Below are 21,003 nucleotides of genomic sequence, written 5' to 3' on the forward strand. Positions count from 1 at the left end.
AGGATACTTATTAAATAAATCACTTTATTGCATATAGTAGGTTTAAACCTTGTCAAATTGACATTTAGCTTTAGTTGGACTATTTTGAAAGTTACAAGTTAAGGTATACTAACAGTGTGGAGGCGGATGAATTATTTAATGAGTTCAACGAATTTTACTATTTTGTATTGGGAGTTAATAATCAGCCACATCTGAGCGTAAAAAATCATTACATTCCATATGGCCTTACCCTGTAAACCATACTCCATAATTAAATCTAGTATGGAGTTAATAGTTCTGGCATCTATAAACCAGACAATGTGGCGTGCCGGCAGTCCATAATAATTCAATTGGTTATATAAAAAGAAAGGTGTCTGTGAAGTTTCGTCAAAGTCTATGGGTATATTGAAATTACTGGCCAGCTGTATAGCAGCATTTATAGTAAGGGATGTGGCATTGGAAACGATGGAGGAGATATAGGAAAGTTCCCAATCATAACCTATGACGGGTGTACCTATTTCAATCTTATGTCCCGGGACCATAGGTGTAATGTAATTAAGAAATACCTGCTGGTTATAGTTGGAGCTTACCGGAGTAGGCGGTCCATAATTAGTTCCCCATACAAAATTAGAGAAGCCCAAAGTATCAGCATATTTACTTAAGGCACCGTAGTCTACCTGAGAAAAATCTACCCGATCTCCAAGAGTGCGAATATTAGGATTAATGGTTGAGAATACCAGATAGCCTTCTTTTTTTAACCGATTATAAAGTTTCGATAATAAGCTATGATATAACTCCTGATTCAGTTCACTTAGAAAACTAAAGGTTATATTTACACCAGAGTAGCCAAATGACTGTATGACTTTTAAGGTATTATCAGCAAGATGCTCTTGTAAGCTATCACTTAATAAAATTTGATTGGCAGCAGTAAGGTCAGGAACACCGGCAGTTGTTAGGGTAGTTAGAGACATTAAAGGGACTACATCATACGCTTTTGCCAATTGTATTATTTCAGATTCATCGAAATAAGGGATTAATTCTGCGTCTTTATTTACGGTGTAATTAAAAAGGGACAGGAAAGTCAAATACGGTAAAGTTTTAATTAATGTGCTTTTTTCTATAAACGCATAAGCAAAGCCATTGGTTGTAATTTCTCTGCCGGTCTTATAACTTATTACAAGTGTTTCACCAATTTCTAGAAAAGTTCTGTCTGAAATACTGGGATTATTTCGCAGCAATTGAAGAATGGTAACATTGAATCTGGAAGCAATTCCTTCCAGAGTATCCCCTTCCTCCACTGTATAGGTTTGTTCAGGATAAGCAATAACTATAGTCTGCCCTACCACTAACTCATTCGGATTTATTATGTCATTGTCCTGTATTAATTTTGATTGGGACACTCCATAATAGTCAGCAATAAAAGTTAGAGTTTCACCCGGTTTGACAACATGTATAATCATAGCTTCACCTTTTATGACTTTCTATTATGTATATGTATTTTGTTTTGGGAATAGAAGAAAAGTAAACTTATATAAATAATATATTGACAGGGAAAGAAATTCTGATATTATATGTATATACATGTAATTTGTTGAAATACATTAGGAGGCATAGAGGATGCTATCAATAGAAAAGAGTATTCAGGCAAAGGCCTATGCATTGGGATATGAAAAATGCGGTATTGTGCCTATTCATAAGTTGGATGGTTATGAAGAAAAGTTAAAAGAACGGATAGAAAAGGTACCGGAATCAGAAAGATTCTATCAAGGGCAAAAGAGGTTGCTTAATCTGAACAATACATATCCATGGGCAAAATCGGCAGTAGTCCTTGCACTTTCCTATAACAAATATAAGGTTCCGGAGCAGGTAAAGGGACACATTGCAAAATCTTATTTGTTTGATGTACGGATTGATAAAAATTCGGTTGAATACAATAACAGACAGAAGTTTGAACAGTATTTGGGGAAGTTAGGTATAAAAGCAGAAAATAATAAAAAATTTGGTATAGTAGGGATGAGATGGGCAGCCTTACAGGCAGGTCTTGGAGTGGTACGCCGCAATAATTTTTTTTATACGGAATCCGGTTCCTGGAATCATATAGAAGCCTGGTTGATTGACAAGGATATAGAGCTGTTGGAGGAAAAATCCCTTGCACCCTGTCCAGCAGGCTGTAGCAAATGTATTGGCAGTTGTCCCACCAAGTCCCTCTCAGAAGCTTATACTATGTCACCTACAAAATGTATTTCTTATCTAACAACGTTTGGAGGGCGTGAACTATACCAGGAGCCGCTTGCGGGGAAATTCGGGGACTGTATTTATGGGTGTGATATTTGTCAGGATGTTTGTCCCATGAATGCAAAAGAATGGAAGGGCAGGGAAGAATTTCCCGGACTTTCTGAAATTATACCCAATTTGAGTCCGGAAAATATTATGAGTATGAGGCAAGAGTATTACACTGCTAAAATTCAGCCAAAATTTTTCTATTTAACAGATAAAGAACTATGGAAATGGCAGGTTAATACTTTGAATTATATGGATAACCAATATAAGGATGAGTATAGAAAATATATCTTAAAGGCCTGTGAAAGTGAATATACCCAGGTTCGGAATATGGCCCTTATTATTATTAAGAATAGACTGCTGGCTGTATAGGGGTTATGCTATAGCAGAGATGTCAGGATGCAAAAGACATAAGCCTAGGATTTATATAGGAAGTTGTCGTGTTGACATATGGCTTTCACTTGACAAAGAAGAAGCTGTGTATTAATGTAAAATATACATAATTTATACAAATAAGAGAGAGTGCACCATGAATAAAAAAACAGACCTAAAATTAAAGGATTGTGCCTGTAAGAGACTTAGAATGTCAACCCGGATTGTGACTCAGTTTTATGATAATGCCTTTCGCAAAGCTGGGTTAAAATCCACCCAGTACTCACTGCTTAAGGATATAGCCTCCAGGCAGGGCGGAATCTCGGTAAATGAACTTGCAAATCTATCTCTGATGGACCAGACAACAGTCACTAGAAATATTGAAATTTTACGTAAGAATGAACTAATAACGGTGAAAACAGCAGATATAGATTCCCGAAAGAAATGTATTGCAGTCAGTGAAGCTGGGAAAGAAAGACTTACAGAGGCAACACCAATATGGAAAGAGACCCAAAGACAGGTACAAGAGTTAGTTGGAGAAGAAAAATATGAGGCATTTTTAGAGGTTTTATCCTGTTTGGAGAACCTGAAATAAACGGGGATTAGTATATAGACCATAATACATGGGGTTATTAAGGCAAATAAAAAGGATACACCATACAGATTTCCTTATAAGTGGAATGCTGTACAGGGTATCCCTTTTTAAATTAAAGTGTTTCAGCTAGGTTCATTTCTGCACACATTAAGATAAAGGCCCCGGCACCATGTAAATCATTAACACTAGTAGGACGGTTAATATAGTGAGTGTAATCCCCAATACCGGTGCCAATGCATACACCATCAATTACGATACCGCCATTTTCATCGTATTTCAGACGGTTTATAACGCCGTCAAACCCTTTCCAGGCATACTTAAGATAGATTTTGTGAAGGTAACCCATTCTGACAGCCTTTGCCAGTGCACATACAAACAGGCAGGTGCAAGAGGTTTCCAACCAGTTATCAGATTCGTTCACTTTGTCAACCACCTGATACCAAAGGCCTGTTGACTCATCCTGAAATGGTACTAAGGATTTTAATAAATCTTGGAGTATTAAGACAAGCTCCGGTTTTTTGGAATGCTCCTCCGGTAAGTAATCAAAAATGTCAAGTAAAGCAACCGGATACCAGCCAATCGCACGTCCCCAGAATTCAGGAGCCTTTCCGGTAGCAGGGTGAGCCCAGATAGCTTCTCTGGTTTCATCCCATCCATGATAAAGAAGACCGGTTTTAAAGTCTCTGGTATGCTCATACATTAATAATGCCTGATGGGTAATTAAATCAAAATATTCGGGATACGCAAAGGTCTTACCAAAGTGTACTGAAAAAGGACCGCCCATGTACAGACCATCTAGCCACATCTGATTTGGATAAATTTCTTTATGCCAAAATCCTCCCTGGGAATTGGTTTTCCAACCTTTTACCAAAGGAATCAAGGTATGAAGAGCTGTTTTATAGCGTTCGTCTTTTGTCTTTTCATACAGGTGAAAAAGCAGGATGCAAGGCTGCAGGTCATCTAGTTGAGTCGCATCATATTCGGTTACTTTACCATCTTCATCGATGATACTGTCTACCCAGTCCTTTATATAATTATAATATTTTTCATCTCTATTTTGAAAATAGCATTGTTCCATTCCTGAAAGGAAAACACCCTGATGATAATGGAATCGGCCTTTAGGCGGTAACTCCTCCGGGCGGTATTTCGCCATAAGTGTATCACAGGCAAGTTCACCGTAATAAAGCGGTGTTTTTTCTCTAACGGTTGTCATATCAGCATCCATCCTTTTTAAAGTTATTATTGTATAAAACATCTGTAAATATATCTATATGTTACTGCATTAATCTGTACATTATTTGCTTAAAACATCTATTTCTTCTTATTTTTTGCTATTATTATAAAAAAAATTCCTATATAATAAGGTATAAGGAGGAAGTAGGATGAGCAAACGGAACTTTGTACTTAATAATTTTGCGGATATTTTCTCTGTATCCAGAAAAAAACAAGCCAATCATATTATGCCGTACAGTCATTTTCATAGCTCCTATGAGGCATATTACTTGTTAGAGGGAGAAAGACAGTTTTTTATCAAGGACAGAACAATCGTCATTAAGGCAGGAGATTTAATTATTATACAACCTGATGTGTTACACAAAACAGCCAATGGGAATTATCCAGAGCATGAAAAAATTATACTTAATTTTAAAGAAGAGTTTATACCTGCCTTTAGAGGTGATTTGTTTAAAAAGCTTTATTCTGCCTTTGATGAGGATTATCTGGTGATTCATTTCACTCTGCAATATAAAATACAGGTCGAGGATATGTTACAGCGGATTGTACAAGAAGCCAGAGAGAAGAAGGGAGCTTATGAAATCTATATACAAAGTCTTGTATTGCAACTGTTGATTTTGTCCTCCCGGTACTTAGAAGAACATATTATGGAGCCCTTAGAATATCTTAATCCCATGCATGAACGAATCAGTGAAATTGTACGTTACATTAATAAACATTATAAAAAAGAATTATCTCTGCCGTATCTGGCAGATAAATTCTTTGTCAGCCCTTACTATTTAAGCCATGCCTTCAAAGAGGTAACTGGTTTTACCTTTGTAGAATATGTGAATAGTGTACGGATTAAGGAAGCGAAAAAGTTGTTAGAAGAAACCAACTTAAAGGTATATTTTATAGCAGCTAAAGTGGGTTATGGAAGTATAACACATTTCGGTCGGGTATTTAAAGAAATAACCGGACATGCACCTCTTTATTATCGTAAAAAGAAATGAATTTTACTATGTCAAGGTACATCATTTAGCAAAGCAATAAATGGCATAAAGCCATTCTTTAATTGGCATGCAGTTTTATCAAAATAAAGTTATGATTAATTAAATTACTGTATTAGGTAAACTGTATACGCGATTAAAGGTCGCAGATTGGAGCTAATGGTGAAAGAATTTGATGGTAACAAAAGCAACAGAGAGTACTGTAATCCGGTACAGAGAGGTTTTTTTCCTGACCCCTCGGTAATTAGGGTGGGTGAGGATTATTATATGGTTAATTCCTCTTTTCAGTACTTTCCGGCAATACCCATATCCCATTCTAAGGATATGGTACATTGGCACATAATAGGGCATGCAGTGGTGAACACAGAGTATCTGCCTATGGAAGATATTAAAGATTCCCATGGAATCTGGGCACCGGATATATCCTATGTAGACGGTACATTCTATATCTTTGCTACTTTGCGATTAAACGGTGATGGTGGCAGGGGCAACAATGTTCTTCGCAGACAACTAATGGTAACTTCAAAAACTCCAGAGGGACCTTATTCAAAGCCGGTATGGCTGGAGGCAGATGCTATTGACCCGTCTCACTTTGTGGACGAAGACGGCAAGCATTATATGGTAATAGCAAGTGCTGCCACGGTTTATGAGATAAGCAGTGATTGCACCAAGTTAATAAGTGGTCCGAAGGTTGCTTGGCCAGGTACGGGAGAGAGATGCCCGGAAGGTCCACATATTATGAAAAAGGACGGTTGGTATTATGCCATTGTTGCCGAGGGTGGAACCGGTTATGGCCACGGAATCAATGTGGCACGTTCAAAAAATCTGTATGGTCCTTACGAAGAATGCCCCTATAATCCGGTTATCAGACAAAAAGACCCGAAGGCTTCTCTTCAAAGAACCGGTCACGGTAAACTGGTACAGACTCAAAATGGAGACTGGTGGATATATTATCTGCTGGGAAGACCCAATGAAGGAAAATTTACCACGGTTGGAAGGGAATCAGGACTAGATCCGGTCACCTGGACAGACGACGGATGGTTTATTGTAAATGAAGGAAAAGGGCCAAGTCTGGTTCAAAAGGCACCCATGTTACCGGAATGTATCTATGAAAGAAATACTATGGATGATTTTGATAAGGAAACTCTTAATCTGGAATGGGAGTTTGTACGGCTGCCGGATAATGGTTCATGGTCTCTGACAGAAAGGCCGGGATATTTTAGAATATGGACCAGAGACGGTCAGCTTCATGAAATCAAAGCAAAGAATACACTGCTTCGCAGAGAACAAGAGTTGAGTTATAAAGCGGAGACAAAGCTAGAGTTTTATCCTGAGCGTAATGGAGAACAGGCCGGACTAACCTGTTATTACAGTACGGCAACTTATGTCAGGTTCAGTTTATGCTATGAAGAGGGAAGAAAGCTGCAACTGGTTATAAATAGAAATCATGGGGAAGAGCTAATGGCAGAAGTAAAAGACATAAAAGAGGCCCCGGTTTATCTAAAAGTGGAAGTTGATAAATTAACCAGGAGCTTTTACTACAGTTATGACGGAATAGCTTGGGAAAAAGCAGGAGTTCTTACAGATTGTATTTATTTGTGTGATGAAGGGGTACCAGATGATCCCAAGAGACATACCGGAACCTTAGTTGGTATCTATGCAAATAACGGAGGTTGTGGCAGCAGAAGACCGGCAGATTTCGATTATTTTAAATATGAAGATTAAGCGAATGTGAAATCACACAGACGGGAGTTAAGTTGAAAAAACAAAAGGTGTTTTTTCAACATCCTGATTTAAACGTGTGCAAGTGCAAATAGACTAGAGCACACAGATGGGAGCTTTATGAAGTATAGTACGATGTTTTACACAAAACCGGCAGATGTGAATCCTAGAAACCCCGAGGCTTGGAATGATGCACTTCCTATAGGGAATGGCTCCCTTGGTGGCATGGTTTTTGGAGGAATTGAAAAAGAGCGTATTCAGTTAAATGAGGATACGTTATGGTATGGTAGCGGCGGCAGAGACCGTGTTAATCCGGATTCTATGAAATACCTACAGGAGATTCGCAATCTATTAAAAGCAGGTAAAATAAAAGAGGCACAAAGACTAGGTGAATTAAGTATGGTGGCGGGGCCTGAGGGAGAACGAAATTATACAACCGCCGGGGATGTAACGTTGAATTTTGAACTGGATAAAGAAGCAGCTACAGACTATAAGAGAACTCTTGATTTGGAAAAGGCAATTGCCGGAACTACCTACAAGTTAGGTGGAGTCATCTATGAAAGAGAGGCTTTTGTTAGCAATGTACATAATGTGTTAGTAGTGAGAATGAAAGCCAGTGAAAAAGGTGCACTTCATTTTATTCTTGCATTATCCAGGGCAAAGTATCTGAATGAGAATAAAGCAGTGGGTGATAATAAGATTCAGTTAAGTGGAATAGAAGGAGGAAATGGTGTATCCTTTTGTGTAGCTGCTAAAGTAGTGGATACGGATGGAAAGGTGTATACCATTGGTAACAGGGTATTACTAGAGGAGGCTTCAGAAGCAACTTTGCTGCTTACGATTCGTACCAGCTATTATGGAGAGAATCCGGAGAAATGGTGCGAAAAGACACTGGAAGCTGCACAGCAGTATTCCTATGATGAACTTAAAACAGAACATATTAAGGATTATCAAGCTTTGTACAATAGAATGTCTCTTACCATGAAAGAAGATAAAGACTTAGCAGAGTTGCCTATTGACGAACGTCTTCAAAAGGTAAAGGATGGTCAGGTCGACTTAGGACTAATCGCCATGTATTTCAATTTTGGACGTTACCTGCTTATTTCCTGTAGCAGACCGGGAACTATGGCTGCTAATTTACAAGGAATATGGAATAAAGATTTTAATCCCCCTTGGGACAGCAAATTCACTATAAATATTAATACAGAGATGAATTACTGGCCGGCAGAGATATGTAATCTGTCCGAATGCCATATGCCGCTCTTTGATTTACTAACAAAAATGCTTCCAAGTGGTAAAAAAGTAGCGGAAAAAATGTATGGCTGCAGAGGCTTTGTAGCGCATCATAATACCGATGTGTGGGGAGACTGTGCACCTCAGGACATTTATATGCCTGCAACTATATGGCCAATGGGAGCAGCATGGTTGACAACACATATCTGGGAGCATTATCTCTTTACCCTGGATGAAGCATTTTTAAGAACCTACTTTGAACTAATTAGAGAATGTGCCTTGTTTTTCAGAGATTATCTATTTGAAAATGAAGAGGGACAGTTGGTAACGGGCCCTAGTGTATCACCGGAAAACACCTATATTCATCCCAGTGGGGATAGGGGAACCCTATGCATTGGACCATCTATGGATAGCCAGATTATTACAGATATCTTTAAACAATATTTAGAAGCAGCCCGGATACTTAGATTAGAAGATGATTTAGGTGAGGAAGTAAAAGCAATGATTTCAAAGCTTCCCAAGCCCTCTGTGGGTAAGCATGGGCAGATTAAAGAATGGGCAGTGGATTATGAAGAAGCAGAGTTAGGTCATCGTCATATTTCACACCTGTATGCCTTATATCCTTCGAATCAGCTGACCTATGAGCGAACACCGGAGCTTATGAAGAATGCCAGAATTACCTTAGAGAGAAGGCTGTCTAATGGCGGAGGTCATACCGGGTGGTCAAGAGCCTGGATTATTAACATGTGGGCTAGATTAAGAGATGGAGAGGAAGCGGGTAAAAATGTTCAGGCCATCCTTGCCAAATCCACAGCTATCAATTTATTTGACATGCATCCGCCTTTTCAGATTGACGGTAACTTTGGAGCATGTGCTGGTATTGCTGAAATGCTGGTACAGAGTCAGGCTGAGATTATTCACTTCCTTCCGGCACTGCCTGACACTTGGGTGGAAGGCACCATCATGGGGATAAAAGCAAGAGGTAATATTGAGATGGACGTATCCTGGAAGGATGGAGAAGTTACAAAATTAGTAATCCGTTCCTTAAGCGGAAGAGCTGCAAGGTTTGTAGCACCAAATAGCCTCTGGTTAAAAAACACGGAGGGTGAAGTTACTATCAAAGAAGAGGAAGCAGGCTTTTTATTAGCCGGTAATGGTAGCAGTTATTCCTGCTGCTTTGAGAAATAACAGTACTGATGATATCTGACGGATAATAAGAGGGTACACTATTTCAGATGAAAAAGTGTGCCCTTACTTTTATTTGAAGCAGATATCATATTGTGTTATATTTCTATTACGAAGTATATTTATGATACAATGGCAGGGGTATGCAATAAAAGATAAAGAGTTTTCCACTTATCTAGTGTAGATTAAAGAGAAAGGATGGAATATATAGGGTTTATAATTGGGGTAAAAGAGGAGAAGCTATGAGACATATTAACAGAATCTATAGGAACAATTCGGTAGTTCGCTTTTTGGTATCTTATGTATTGGTGCTGATTATACCATTAGCCACCTTATTATATGGGTTTAAAAGTGCATTTCAGGTTGTAGAAAACAATATCAATGAGTCTAGTATTTTTGTGCTGAGAAACGGAATTGCTAAAATTGATGAAGAGGTAAAAGCGCTTCAGGGAATAAGCCTTCAGATGTCCCAAAGTACAAATCTAAAAGATTTCGGCGGGAAGACAGTGGTTAACAGTGCTTACTCAAAGCAGGCACTGGGGGTAATGGAGGAATATAATAATTCCTTAAGATATCAGGGTATTAAGCTAATAAAAAATAATTATATTTACTTTAATACCAGAGACATTGTAATCTTTGAGAACTCTCTTTACCGTGTTGATATCTTTGAAAGGTACATAAAACTTTGGAATATGGAGTTTGATGAGTGGCGTAGGATGTGTGCCAATGAAAATAGCAGGAAACCAAGATTCTTTGTTACTAAAGAAGGAGGCTTAAACTACATCGTTCCTTTTGCCAAAGAACTAAGGGGCGATAATCTTGGAGCCTTAGTTTATGAAATCAATAAATCGGCCATTCGAAAATACCTGAACTTCCTTGATGAATACAAGATATATTCCATGTTTATCTTAAATTCGGATAAACAGCTCATCTATAAAGAAGATAAACTTGATTACTTAGAAAAACTTAGTGAGGATTGGTACAACGAAAGTGGTATTATGAATGTAGAGAATGAGAGCATTACCTACATTAGTGCAGATAATGGCTGGCAATACATACTGGTATTGCCTAAGCAAGTGGCACTCAAGCAGTTAAACAGTTTGGAAAGCTTTGTTATGGTGCTGATTGTTTCAGCCATAACGTTAGGGTTACTAATCTCAGTCTACCTATCTTTACAACAGGGAAGGCCTTTAAACACGCTGTTCTCGATGATAACCAGCAGCAACACCCAGATAAGGCAGGAGATTAGTTTCCAGTCCATGGGAGAGGTAGTCACAGAGATTTTAAGGAACAACGAAACCCTGTTAGAAGAGCTGGAATATGATAAACCGTATCTAAAGAAAGCCTTTTTTCACAATCTGATAAAAGCAGAGTTTGTCAATACGGCAGAATTAAATTATATGGCAAAAAAAGCAGGAATTGAATTGACCGGTGAAAACTATTGCGTTGTGTCCTTTAAACTTTTTGCCAATAATGATTTTTATGAGGTAGATGAACAGACCCTTGAAGAAGTACGTATTATTTCTCAATTGGTTATGAACTATCTAAATGAAAGATATAAAGAGCCGGCATGGTTTTATAAAAGAAACACTCTTGTAACTTTTGGAATATTTACAGTAAAAGAAGATACAACCAATTTAAAAGAACTGTTACAGGAGACGTTTGAATGGCTTGTTGCAGAATATAATGTAGAGACAAACTGGGGTATTAGTAAGGTGTGTAAAAATCTGCTGGATATCTGGAAAAATTGTGAAGAAGCTGCAATTGCTATGCAGGCCTGCAGGGATAAGCGCCATATTATGGAATACAGCTTGGGACTGGAAAACACGGAGGAATTTTATTTTCCTTACATTATAGAGGAAAAGATGGTTACCGGCATGAAATCCGGAGATTGGGCAGCAGTAGAAGGAATGCTAAAAATTCTTGCCAAAGAGAACTTTGCCCATAGGCATCTGGATCGTTCCAGATTTATAAAATTTCATAGAAGAATGACAGAATTATTATCTTGGCAGGAGGAATCTCTTGGTTATAATCAGGAAAAGATATACTGGCTTAACGAGGCAGTTATTAATTATGACGGCGAATACACGGAGTATTTTGAGAGGCTGACTAACATATGTCAGGAGATATGCACCGTAGTTCAGCAGAACCGGTCGAAACATCGGAAACAGATTATTTCAGAAATTATGGAATATATCAAAGATAATTACAACGATTCTGGTTTGGGACTTAGTAAAGTAGGCGTAGAATTCGGTATGTCCGAGGGGTATCTATCTACTATATTTAAGGAAGGAGCTGGTATGAATTTTACCGACTTCTTAGAGCAGATTCGAATTGATACTGCTTGTGAAATGTTAAAAAATCCCGAGAATACCGTGCATAAGGTGGCGGAGAGTGTAGGCTATAACAGCATACAATCTTTTAGAAGGGCCTTTAAGCGGACAATGGGACTTAGCCCTAAAGAGTATAGAGCATAGAAAACACCTACTAAGACCTCTAAGTTTCATCGGAAAAGCCCAAAAAGCACAGGCTTCCTCATTGGAGGTTATATAAGACGGAACCATTTTTCATCGTATAAATGGTTCCGTTTTTCTGCCCGGAACTTATTTTCAGACGAAAGCATTGTGTCTTATAAAATGTTCTTCCCTCTGGTACAGTATCTTTAACGGGGTTCCGGTCCCTGATAAAGAAGGAGGAAGAGCATGGCTAATAAGCGCAAAGAAAAAAGCAAGGACAAAAATACGGTACCACTGCGGGTTCGAATTTATCACTACCGATGGTTCTATTTTATGTTTCTGCCGGTTTTTATAAGTATACTGATATTCAGTTACTTACCGATGTTTGGTATCGTATATTCCTTTACGGAATACACACCTTTTACAAAAGTACCAAAATTCATAGGACTTGAAAATTTCAAGGTATTATTTGAAGGCAAGATGTTTTGGAGAGCATTCTTTAATACCCTACAGATTAGTTCAGTCAATTTAATTTTAAGTATAGTCTGTAGCGTTGGACTTGCCCTGTTAGTAGACGAAGTTTCACAGGTACATTTTCGAAAGATTACTCAGACTATCATATATATACCCCATTTTATTTCCTGGGTAGTAGTAGCTGCAATCTTTACTATGGTATTATCGCCGAAAAATGGTATTGTTAATGCAGGTATTGAACTTTTTGGAGGAGAACCTATTTACTTTTTAACAAGTGATAAATGGTGGAGACCTATATTTTTCATTATTAACCGCTGGAAAGAGACCGGATGGGGAACTATTATATTTATAGCAGCACTTGCAGGAGTGGACATGGAACAGTATGAAGCGGCAAGAATTGACGGGGCAGGCCATATACAAAGAATTATTTACATAACACTGCCTTCCATAGCCGGTACTATATTAGTTGTATTTGTATTAAATCTGGCTAAGATATTAAATCTCTTTGATTCCGTCTGGGTACTTCAGAATTCCATGACAACAGGCGTATCAGATGTAATCGGTACTTATGTCTACCGAATCGGTATTACCAGTGCGGACTATGGATTATCAACGGCAGCCGGCCTCTTTAAGTCGGTAGTATCGGTGGTGCTGGTTACTATGGCAAATAAAGCCAGCAAAAAGATTAAAGGGGAGGGAATACTTTAATGGAAAAGGCAGAAAAGATATCATTTAAATCTGGGCATCGGGCAAGGGCAGTATTCCTTATATTTAACTATATATTTTTATCAGTCTTAATGTTAGTAATGCTGATTCCTCTTTTAAAGGTATTCGTAGACTCGATAGACCCTACAACCTATGGTATCCGCTTAATACCAAAGGTAATTGACCTTTCAGCTTATAAGCAGATTATCAGCTCTACAAATCTTTACCGGCCTCTGCTCGTATCTGTCTTTACAACAGTAAGTGGTACGGCAGTCGGCTTATTGCTTACAACCTTGGCGGGCTACGTTATTATTCAGAAGAAAATGCCAGGACGAGGAATCATGGTAACCTTCATTTTTATCACCATGTTATTTAACGGCGGTTTAATTCCAACCTATTTAACTATAAAAAATCTGGGGCTGATGAATAACTTTATTGCAATTATAATTCCCTGTAGTTTAAGTGCCTATAATATTATTTTGATGAAGAGCTTTTTTGAAACCATACCGTCTACCTTGTATGAGGCTGCCTCTTTGGACGGCTGTACACCAATGAAAACCTTTTTAAAGATTGTATTGCCTTTGTCAAAACCAGCTCTTGCTTCGATTGGATTGTTTATTGCAGTAGGCTTATGGAATGAATACATGCACTTTATACTTTATATCACAGATACAAGATGGCAGAACTTCCAGGTAAAGGTACGTGACCTGATATTAAATGATGGAATATCCGGTACCAGCATAACTGTGTCTCAGGATATGCTTAAAAACGCAGTAGTTGTTGTGGTGGTGTTTCCTTTCTTGATGATTTATCCCTTTATCCAGAAGTATTTTACCAAGGGGGTAACCATTGGTTCTGTAAAAGGCTGATGGAAAACAATAAATACATAAATTTGGTGAGATGCTTATCAGAAAATGATATATCTTATGATTCAAGATAATAACAATGATTTTACTATTTAAATCATTTTATTATAAAATATTAGGAGGATGGTACTATGAAATTAAGCAAAAAAATCGCGGCAGGTGTTCTGGCCGGACTTATGGCAGCCACTTTACTGACCGGCTGCGGAAACAAAAACAATACGGTGGATACAAAAAACAACACTGCAACACAAGCTCCTGAAACAACAGGAAATGCTTCAGGGGGGAATGACAGTACAGCAACCGGTGATATCACCAAACCGGAAAGCATAGACTGGATGGTACACTCCGGTATGAATGCGGAAAATGGTGTAGACCAATGGGCTGACGAGTATACAAGACTTACCGGTATTGATATGAACATTGAAGTGGTATCTAATAACGAGTATGCTCAGATATTAGAATTAGCCTTTGCATCCGGTGATGTCCCGGATGTATTTGACTTAAATGGCAGTAATCTGGCAATATATGCGAAACAGAGCGCAGTTGCGGATTTAACAGACTTAATTAAGAATTCTGAGTTTTATGACAGAGTGGACCCGGCTATTTGGGAATCAATCACAGTCGATGGAAAAATTTATGGTGTCCCTTTTGAAATTCCAAGCGGCGCAGTATCTTATGTACGTAAGGACTGGCTTGACAGACTTGGTATGGAAATTCCTAAAACTTATGAGGAATTTACAACCATGCTGACCAGATTTAAAAATGAAATACCGGAATGCAAAGTGCCTTTAACCGCACCTGGTTTAAAGGCTTCCATGAACCTGCCTGAATTCTTCCAGGGAGCAAATCCTAACTTTAGCAAGGTAGATGGTAAATGGGTAGATGGTATGAGCCAGGATAATATGATTTCTGCTTTACAGAGATTACAGGATTCCTATAAAGCTGGATTAATAGATTTAGAAGTGGTTACCAATACTACCAGCAGCTGCCGTGACCAGTGGTATTCCGGTAGTGTAGGTGTATTCAATTACTGGGGCGGTATCTGGGGTCAGACTTTAACAGAACGTTTAAAAGTAAATGTACCGGATGCAGAAGTGGTTGCAATTCCTCCAATCGAAGGAGCTGTATATGAATTTGCTCTTCCTTCCGTAATCTGTATTAATGGTAATTTGTCCGCGGAAAAGGTCGCACAGCTTTTTAAATATTTTGTAGAATACAGCCATGACGGCGGTGAAGGACAGGTATTATTCCAAAGCGGCGTTGAGGGACTTCATTGGGAACAGGATGGTAACAATATTAAAGCACTTCCAACCTTGTCAAACCCTGACGAAGTATTCCAGAAAGCCTGGATTACACCTTGGCTGCCAATTACTCCTCTTTTGATTACGGATAAAAACTCTGTACTTGACCAGACCGTAATAGATTCTCTGGAGGTAATTAATACTTATGGAAAACAGACACCTGTTTATCCGGTATCCGCTACCTTAACAAAGATACAATCAGATCTTACACTAATCAAAGAAGAAGTGATTGCAAAAGTTGTTATGGGTGATATGACAGTAGAAGACGGTATTGCTAAATACAAAGAAGAAGCAGATATGTTAGGCGTTAGCAAGGTTATTGAAGAAATGAATCAATAATTGGAATGGTAGAATTTAGTAATAAGAAAACAACAAACAATGAAAGCAGGCATCTGGAGAAACCGGATGCCTGCTTCTTCTATTTATATGTAAAGCTGTTTGAAATAGTACTTTCAGGCCAGAATAATAATTGGTAAAATATAGAATATAATAAATAGCGTAATTAAAATATAGTAGGAGGTAGTGTATGTTTTCATTTCAGTATGGGGAAGGGGCGTCTGTCCTAAGTGTATGGGGTGTTTGGTTTGTAATAGTAGCAGCATTGTTCGGCCTAAATGAATTACTCCGAAGATATAAGTATATTGGCTTTTTTAGTTTTTTTATCTTACCAGTAATAGTATCTGTCTTGTGGTTTACAGTATTAAAGGATACGACTTATACGGATTGGTTCCATTTGGCAAAGGTATACTCTGCAACAGCCGGATGTATTGGATTTTGGTGTATCCGGCATGTCAGGTACAAGAATAAGTTAACTGGTAAAGTACATAGATTGTCAGATAAAAAATGGGTCTTATTATTTCCGCCCCTTATCCTGGCAATTAATATACTTGAGGCGGTAGTAAGGGATTTTCAGGTAGGTGTAATGTATTACGGAGGCGGTAATCTAGTTGATTCTAAGATGTATGTACTTGGAGGTTCTTGGAACTTTATAAATGGCATTGCGGGTATTTTAAATATCATAACGATTACCGGATGGTCCGGTATCTGTATAAAAAAGGGAACTGCTAAGGATAAAAGCAGAGATATGTTGTGGCCGGATATGCTCTGGTTCTGGATTTTTGCCTATGACTTATGGAATTTTGCTTATACATATAACTGCCTTCCGGGTCATGCCTGGTACTGCGGTTTTGCTCTTTTACTTGCGCCTACTCTATGTGCATTTACCTCCGGAAAAGGGGCCTGGCTACAGCATCGTGCTCAGACACTGGCCTTGTGGTGTATGTTTGCCCAGACATTTCCTGCATTTCTTGATGAAGGCGCTTATGCAGTAACTTCTACCTATAGTAAAGTTCCTTTGTTTGCTGCTAGTTTTTCTGCACTTCTTGTCAATATCGCTGTAACAGTCTTTTTCCTTTACAAGATAGTAAAAACTAAGAGGAACCCATATACAGGAGAATTGTTTCAGGAACTTAAGGGTTACAAAGCAATTAAAAGACTTTTTTAGCAATGAGATTACAAGGCCTTTTACTTATTCAAACATGTCTAAAAGTGGTTATTAAACTATTCTTTGATGAATTCATTAAAATAGTCAAAGAATATGTCAATTACAAAGTTCACAAAAGATAGTTGTAATGAGATAAAAGGATGAAATATCCATATTTTGTAATAAAATAGAGACAAGCATTTAGAAGAAACTTAAGATAAAAGTATGGATAAAATAAAAATTATATATCAATTTATTAAAATAATACTTCATTGTTAATAATACCTTCTGTCCGTATAATGAAAGAATAAGGACGGAATTACTAAAAAATAGTTAAAAAAATTAAAATATTTGTTTATTATGTAGAGAGTTTATAGGGGAGCCACAGGAATAAGTATTATAGATTCACTGTTATTGAAAACACAGCAGATATGCGGGGTTCTGCTTTGTTTAATAAATTTAATGGAGGGGTAAATATGTTACAAAAAAGAAAAAGCAAGTTTCGTAGGTTGTTGGGAGTTATACTTGCGCTAATCATGGTATTATCCATAATTCCGGCATCAACTGCTAAAGCTGCTACAAAGACTTATAACTTTAATTCAATGGCATATCAGTCAGCATGGGGTGTTACCTATAACATCACCAATGGAGCCGCGACTTTTAATTTCTCTGGACAGTATAGGGAGATTAAGTTTAAGCTACCGGAAACGCTTGATATGTCCCAATGCACCAATGTTACCTTTAATGCTTCCAGCCCCAATGGACAGATAGCTTTTAAGCTTTATGATACTTCGGGCAATGAAGCAGCGGTAAGATACAACTTTAAATCCAATACAACTGACGTATCATTTGCGCCTGGCAGCAGTGCGCTGGTAGATGTAATCGGCATCATGGCACAGGATACAGGCAATTATTCAGCAACGGTAAGCAGAGTGAGCTTTACCATGAATGATAGTTCCACAACGTCAGCCACACTTCTTAATACCTACGGTAAAGCTCTTAATTATTCCGGTGCAGCGGTAAATTTATATCAGCTTAATAATAATACAACTCTTAACGTAATAAAATCCCAATATAACAGCATAACAATGGAGAATGAGATGAAGCCGGACGCCGTATTAGGAGGTTCTTCTCCTACTATGATTTCGGTGGCTCAGGCAAGGTCAAATGGTTATTTTATACCATCTAATTATACAGAAAGTACTGTGCCCAGATTTAATTTCAATACGATTGATTCTGTTCTAAAGATTTGTTATGAGAACGGGTTGAAACTTCGTGCCCATACATTGATATGGCATGCCCAGACTCCGGAATGGTTTTTTAAGACAAGCTACAGTTCCAGTGGTTCTTATGTAAGCCAGGCAGTAATGGATGCCAGAATGGAAATGTTTATAAAGACTTATATGAACCATATCTATCTTAGCAATTACGGAAGTGTTGTATATGCCTGGGATGTTGTTAATGAATACTTACATGCAAACCCTTCTGGCTGGTCACGTATTTACGGAGCCAACTTAGGGACGACTCCTTCCTATGTAAAGAAGGCCTTTCAATACGCCTATGAAACCTTAGACTACTTTGGTTTAACTGAATCGGTAGGTCTGTTTTATAATGATTACAATTGCTATATGGTTGTAGATCAGATTATAGCCCTTGTGAATTTTATTAATTCCGGTACTAAGTATTGTGATGGCGTAGGAATGCAGTCACATCTAAGTACTTCCTATCCAACAGTATCTTATTATAAGACAGCTATGCAGAGATTTTTAAATGCTGGCTTTGAAGTGCAAGTCACAGAGTTGGATGTACAAAATACTTCAGATTCCGCACAGGCATCTTATGTGTATGATTTAATGTCGGCAATTCTGTCATTAAAGAAGGCAGGCGGTAAGATTACAGGTATCACCTGGTGGGGGTTATATGATGGTGTTTCCTGGCGCTCGTCCTCAAATCCTTTGTTATTTAGTAATTTGACAGCACCAAAGGCATCCTATAACAGTGCCATTAAGGCTTATAGGGATGCTGGATATACGGTCCAATAAGACATCTGATATATAAAGGAACTAAATAATTACGATACGATAAAATGCTGTTTTAGCAAGGTCTAAGCTACCCGCAACAGCAGAAAGAACGGGGATAGTCTACTCAATAATTGTAATTGTATGCAGTATTATTTCTAATTATAGAAAGGGGATTACATTTTTAAAAGATCCATGAAGTTTACGAAGTATGCTTGCATAAGATTAGAAGAAGGTAAAAAAAGGGGTGTAGCAATGTTAAATAAAATAAAGGTATTACCTGTATTGCTGGCAATTTGCCTAATAATTCCGATTCTAGGTAAAATAACTGTAAATGCTGATTATCCGATTTTTTATCAGCGTTATTCGGCAGATCCGACTGCCTTAGAATACAATGGCCGGCTTTATATCTATGGTTCTCATGATGTATATAAAGAGGGAGCAGGTTATATTATTAATGATATAACTTGTATATCCACAGATGATATGAAAAATTGGACAGACCATGGTGAGGTTTTTAATGCAACCACTGATTCCAGCTGGGCGACACTGTCCTGGGCACCTTCCGTTGTTTATAGAAATAATAAGTTCTATATGTATTATGGAAATGGAGCAGGCAGTATTGGCGTAGCAGTGAGTGACAGTCCAACCGGGCCCTTTAAGGATACCCGTTCCGGCCCATTGGTGTCCGGCAGTACTCCGGGAGTTAATCCTCCTTCCGGGTTCTGGTGCTTTGACCCGGGAGCCTTTATTGATGATAACGGGCAGGCATATCTATATTTTGGGGGTAACGGTGAGTCTTATATCCGTGTAATTAAGCTTAATAATGATATGGTGAGTGTTAATGGGTCAGCAACTTCCATGTCCGCACCAAGATTTTTTGAAGCGGCATATATGAATAAGATTAATGGTAAATACTATTTCTCTTATTCTACTAATTTTTCACAGGGAGCAGCAAAAATCGATTACATGGTAAGTAACAGTCCAACCTCCGGATTTGTATATAAGGGTACTATACTTGACAATCCGCCTCAAAACGATTACAACAACAACCATCAGTCTATATTCTCATTTAAGGGAAATTGGTATATTGCATACCATAACAGAGCACTGTCCACGCAAATTGGTCTGCCATCGAACGTTAGAGTATATCAAAGAAACTTCTGTGTAGACAGACTGTATTTTAATTCTGACGGGACAATACAAAAGGTTCAGCCTACCACCAATGGCTTGTCTCAGCTTAAATATGTTAATCCATATTCCACTGTGGAAGCAGAAAGCATGTCGCAAAATAACGGCATTCAAACTGAAGCTTGCAGTGAGGGCGGACGTAATGTAAGTTTTATTGAAAATGGTGATTGGATTAAAATTACAGGTGTCGATTTTGGTACAGGTGCGGCTTCTTTTGAAGCTAGAGTAGCTTCTGCAACCAGCGGAGGAACTATTGAAATCCGTCTCGATAGTCCCAATGGAACCTTGGTTGGTACTTGTCAGGTAGGTCAGACAAGCGGCTGGCAGAACTGGACAACAAAGACAACAACTGTTGCAGGTGCCACGGGGGTTCATGACCTGTACTTGAAATTTACAGGTGGAAGTGGATATCTATTCAATATAAACTGGTGGAAATTTAACAAGGCTGTTGGCAGTGTTACAAGGACAGAATGTGAGAGCCTAACGAAGTCAGGTACCTATGCCGGTAACATTACCTCTCCTTTTAGTGGTGTAGCTTTGTATGGGAACGGTGATGCTTGTTATAACAATTATACTTTTTCCGACAGTAAAAATTATACCATTTATGTAAGAGGGGCATCAAATAACAGCAGTACAGCTAAAGTAGGGGTATACATCGGAGGAACTAAGGCAGGAACCTTAAATTTTGCAGGTACAACTGCTTCAGTACAGAACGTAAGTTTTTACACCAGTGCCGGCACTAAGGAAGTAAAACTTCAAGTAGATGAGGATAACGGCACTTGGGATGCTTTTGTAGATTACTATGAAATGACGAATTAAAAACACAGGAACAGAGGATTTTTGTAAAGCTTACATGAAATACATAAAGCTAAAGTAAGACTGAATTAAATTCAGTCTTACTTTACTTGTTTTAGAAGATGG

The 21,003-nt window shown here is 38.2% G+C and carries 14 protein-coding genes; 12 read left to right on the top strand and 2 right to left on the bottom strand.

What is annotated here, in order from left to right:
• Positions 1–131: 131 nt before the first annotated feature.
• Entirely contained in the window at positions 132–1,439 is a 1,308-nt protein-coding gene (locus acsn021_RS07640) for a LysM peptidoglycan-binding domain-containing protein (protein WP_184093573.1), read from the bottom strand.
• Between the two features lie 157 nt (positions 1,440–1,596).
• On the opposite strand from acsn021_RS07640, the gene acsn021_RS07645 reads away from it, so the two are divergent.
• Positions 1,597–2,631, top strand: a complete 1,035-nt coding sequence (locus acsn021_RS07645) for an epoxyqueuosine reductase (protein WP_184093574.1) — start codon at positions 1,597–1,599, stop codon at positions 2,629–2,631.
• A 157-nt stretch (positions 2,632–2,788) separates the two neighbouring features.
• Complete coding sequence (locus acsn021_RS07650) at positions 2,789–3,226, top strand: MarR family winged helix-turn-helix transcriptional regulator (RefSeq protein ID WP_184093575.1); 438 nt, start codon at positions 2,789–2,791, stop codon at positions 3,224–3,226.
• A gap of 112 nt (positions 3,227–3,338) precedes the next feature.
• Here acsn021_RS07650 and acsn021_RS07655 read toward each other — a convergent pair whose 3' ends face one another.
• Positions 3,339–4,439, bottom strand: coding sequence for a glycoside hydrolase family 88/105 protein (locus tag acsn021_RS07655; protein WP_197978610.1), 1,101 nt, complete (start codon positions 4,437–4,439; stop codon positions 3,339–3,341).
• 169 nt (positions 4,440–4,608) lie between these two features.
• Here acsn021_RS07655 and acsn021_RS07660 point away from each other — a divergent pair, with 169 nt between their 5' ends.
• The 10 genes from acsn021_RS07660 (at position 4,609) to acsn021_RS07705 (ending at position 20,901) form a co-directional block, all read left to right on the top strand.
• Entirely contained in the window at positions 4,609–5,451 is an 843-nt protein-coding gene (locus acsn021_RS07660) for a helix-turn-helix transcriptional regulator (RefSeq protein WP_184093576.1), read from the top strand.
• 159 nt (positions 5,452–5,610) lie between these two features.
• Positions 5,611–7,173: a glycoside hydrolase family 43 protein gene (locus acsn021_RS07665; protein WP_243182322.1), complete on the top strand. Its 1,563-nt coding sequence runs from the start codon at positions 5,611–5,613 to the stop codon at positions 7,171–7,173.
• Positions 7,174–7,290: 117 nt separating this feature from the next.
• Positions 7,291–9,591, top strand: coding sequence for a glycoside hydrolase family 95 protein (locus tag acsn021_RS07670; RefSeq protein WP_197978599.1), 2,301 nt, complete (start codon positions 7,291–7,293; stop codon positions 9,589–9,591).
• A gap of 239 nt (positions 9,592–9,830) precedes the next feature.
• Positions 9,831–12,065, top strand: coding sequence for a helix-turn-helix domain-containing protein (locus tag acsn021_RS07675; RefSeq protein WP_184093577.1), 2,235 nt, complete (start codon positions 9,831–9,833; stop codon positions 12,063–12,065).
• 225 nt (positions 12,066–12,290) lie between these two features.
• Positions 12,291–13,226: an ABC transporter permease gene (locus acsn021_RS07680; RefSeq protein WP_184093578.1), complete on the top strand. Its 936-nt coding sequence runs from the start codon at positions 12,291–12,293 to the stop codon at positions 13,224–13,226.
• A complete protein-coding gene (locus acsn021_RS07685; RefSeq protein ID WP_184093579.1) occupies positions 13,226–14,092 on the top strand; it encodes a carbohydrate ABC transporter permease in 867 nt (288 codons plus the stop codon). Before acsn021_RS07680 ends, acsn021_RS07685 begins: the two co-directional genes overlap by 1 nt.
• Before the next feature lie 128 nt (positions 14,093–14,220).
• Positions 14,221–15,729, top strand: a complete 1,509-nt coding sequence (locus tag acsn021_RS07690) for an extracellular solute-binding protein (RefSeq protein WP_184093580.1) — start codon at positions 14,221–14,223, stop codon at positions 15,727–15,729.
• Positions 15,730–15,916: 187 nt separating this feature from the next.
• Positions 15,917–16,894 carry a DUF5692 family protein gene (locus tag acsn021_RS07695; protein WP_184093581.1) on the top strand — a complete coding sequence of 326 codons (978 nt, stop codon included), beginning with the start codon at positions 15,917–15,919 and terminating at the stop codon, positions 16,892–16,894.
• A 455-nt stretch (positions 16,895–17,349) separates the two neighbouring features.
• Positions 17,350–18,915, top strand: a complete 1,566-nt coding sequence (locus acsn021_RS07700; RefSeq protein WP_184093582.1) for an endo-1,4-beta-xylanase — start codon at positions 17,350–17,352, stop codon at positions 18,913–18,915.
• A 231-nt stretch (positions 18,916–19,146) separates the two neighbouring features.
• Complete coding sequence (locus tag acsn021_RS07705) at positions 19,147–20,901, top strand: carbohydrate-binding protein (protein ID WP_184093583.1); 1,755 nt, start codon at positions 19,147–19,149, stop codon at positions 20,899–20,901.
• Positions 20,902–21,003: the final 102 nt, after the last annotated feature.

The organism is Anaerocolumna cellulosilytica (assembly GCF_014218335.1).
Lineage (GTDB): Bacteria > Bacillota > Clostridia > Lachnospirales > Lachnospiraceae > Anaerocolumna > Anaerocolumna cellulosilytica.

Bases quoted from the DNA above. Each gene is read 5' to 3' on its own strand.
- acsn021_RS07640 (WP_184093573.1), bottom strand. From the start codon at position 1,439: ATGATTATACATGTTGTCAAACCGGGTGAAACTCTAACTTTTATTGCT.
- acsn021_RS07645 (WP_184093574.1), top strand. From the start codon at position 1,597: ATGCTATCAATAGAAAAGAGTATTCAGGCAAAGGCCTATGCATTGGGA.
- acsn021_RS07650 (WP_184093575.1), top strand. From the start codon at position 2,789: ATGAATAAAAAAACAGACCTAAAATTAAAGGATTGTGCCTGTAAGAGA.
- acsn021_RS07655 (WP_197978610.1), bottom strand. From the start codon at position 4,439: ATGACAACCGTTAGAGAAAAAACACCGCTTTATTACGGTGAACTTGCC.
- acsn021_RS07660 (WP_184093576.1), top strand. From the start codon at position 4,609: ATGAGCAAACGGAACTTTGTACTTAATAATTTTGCGGATATTTTCTCT.
- acsn021_RS07670 (WP_197978599.1), top strand. From the start codon at position 7,291: ATGAAGTATAGTACGATGTTTTACACAAAACCGGCAGATGTGAATCCT.
- acsn021_RS07675 (WP_184093577.1), top strand. From the start codon at position 9,831: ATGAGACATATTAACAGAATCTATAGGAACAATTCGGTAGTTCGCTTT.
- acsn021_RS07680 (WP_184093578.1), top strand. From the start codon at position 12,291: ATGGCTAATAAGCGCAAAGAAAAAAGCAAGGACAAAAATACGGTACCA.
- acsn021_RS07685 (WP_184093579.1), top strand. From the start codon at position 13,226: ATGGAAAAGGCAGAAAAGATATCATTTAAATCTGGGCATCGGGCAAGG.
- acsn021_RS07690 (WP_184093580.1), top strand. From the start codon at position 14,221: ATGAAATTAAGCAAAAAAATCGCGGCAGGTGTTCTGGCCGGACTTATG.
- acsn021_RS07695 (WP_184093581.1), top strand. From the start codon at position 15,917: ATGTTTTCATTTCAGTATGGGGAAGGGGCGTCTGTCCTAAGTGTATGG.
- acsn021_RS07700 (WP_184093582.1), top strand. From the start codon at position 17,350: ATGTTACAAAAAAGAAAAAGCAAGTTTCGTAGGTTGTTGGGAGTTATA.
- acsn021_RS07705 (WP_184093583.1), top strand. From the start codon at position 19,147: ATGTTAAATAAAATAAAGGTATTACCTGTATTGCTGGCAATTTGCCTA.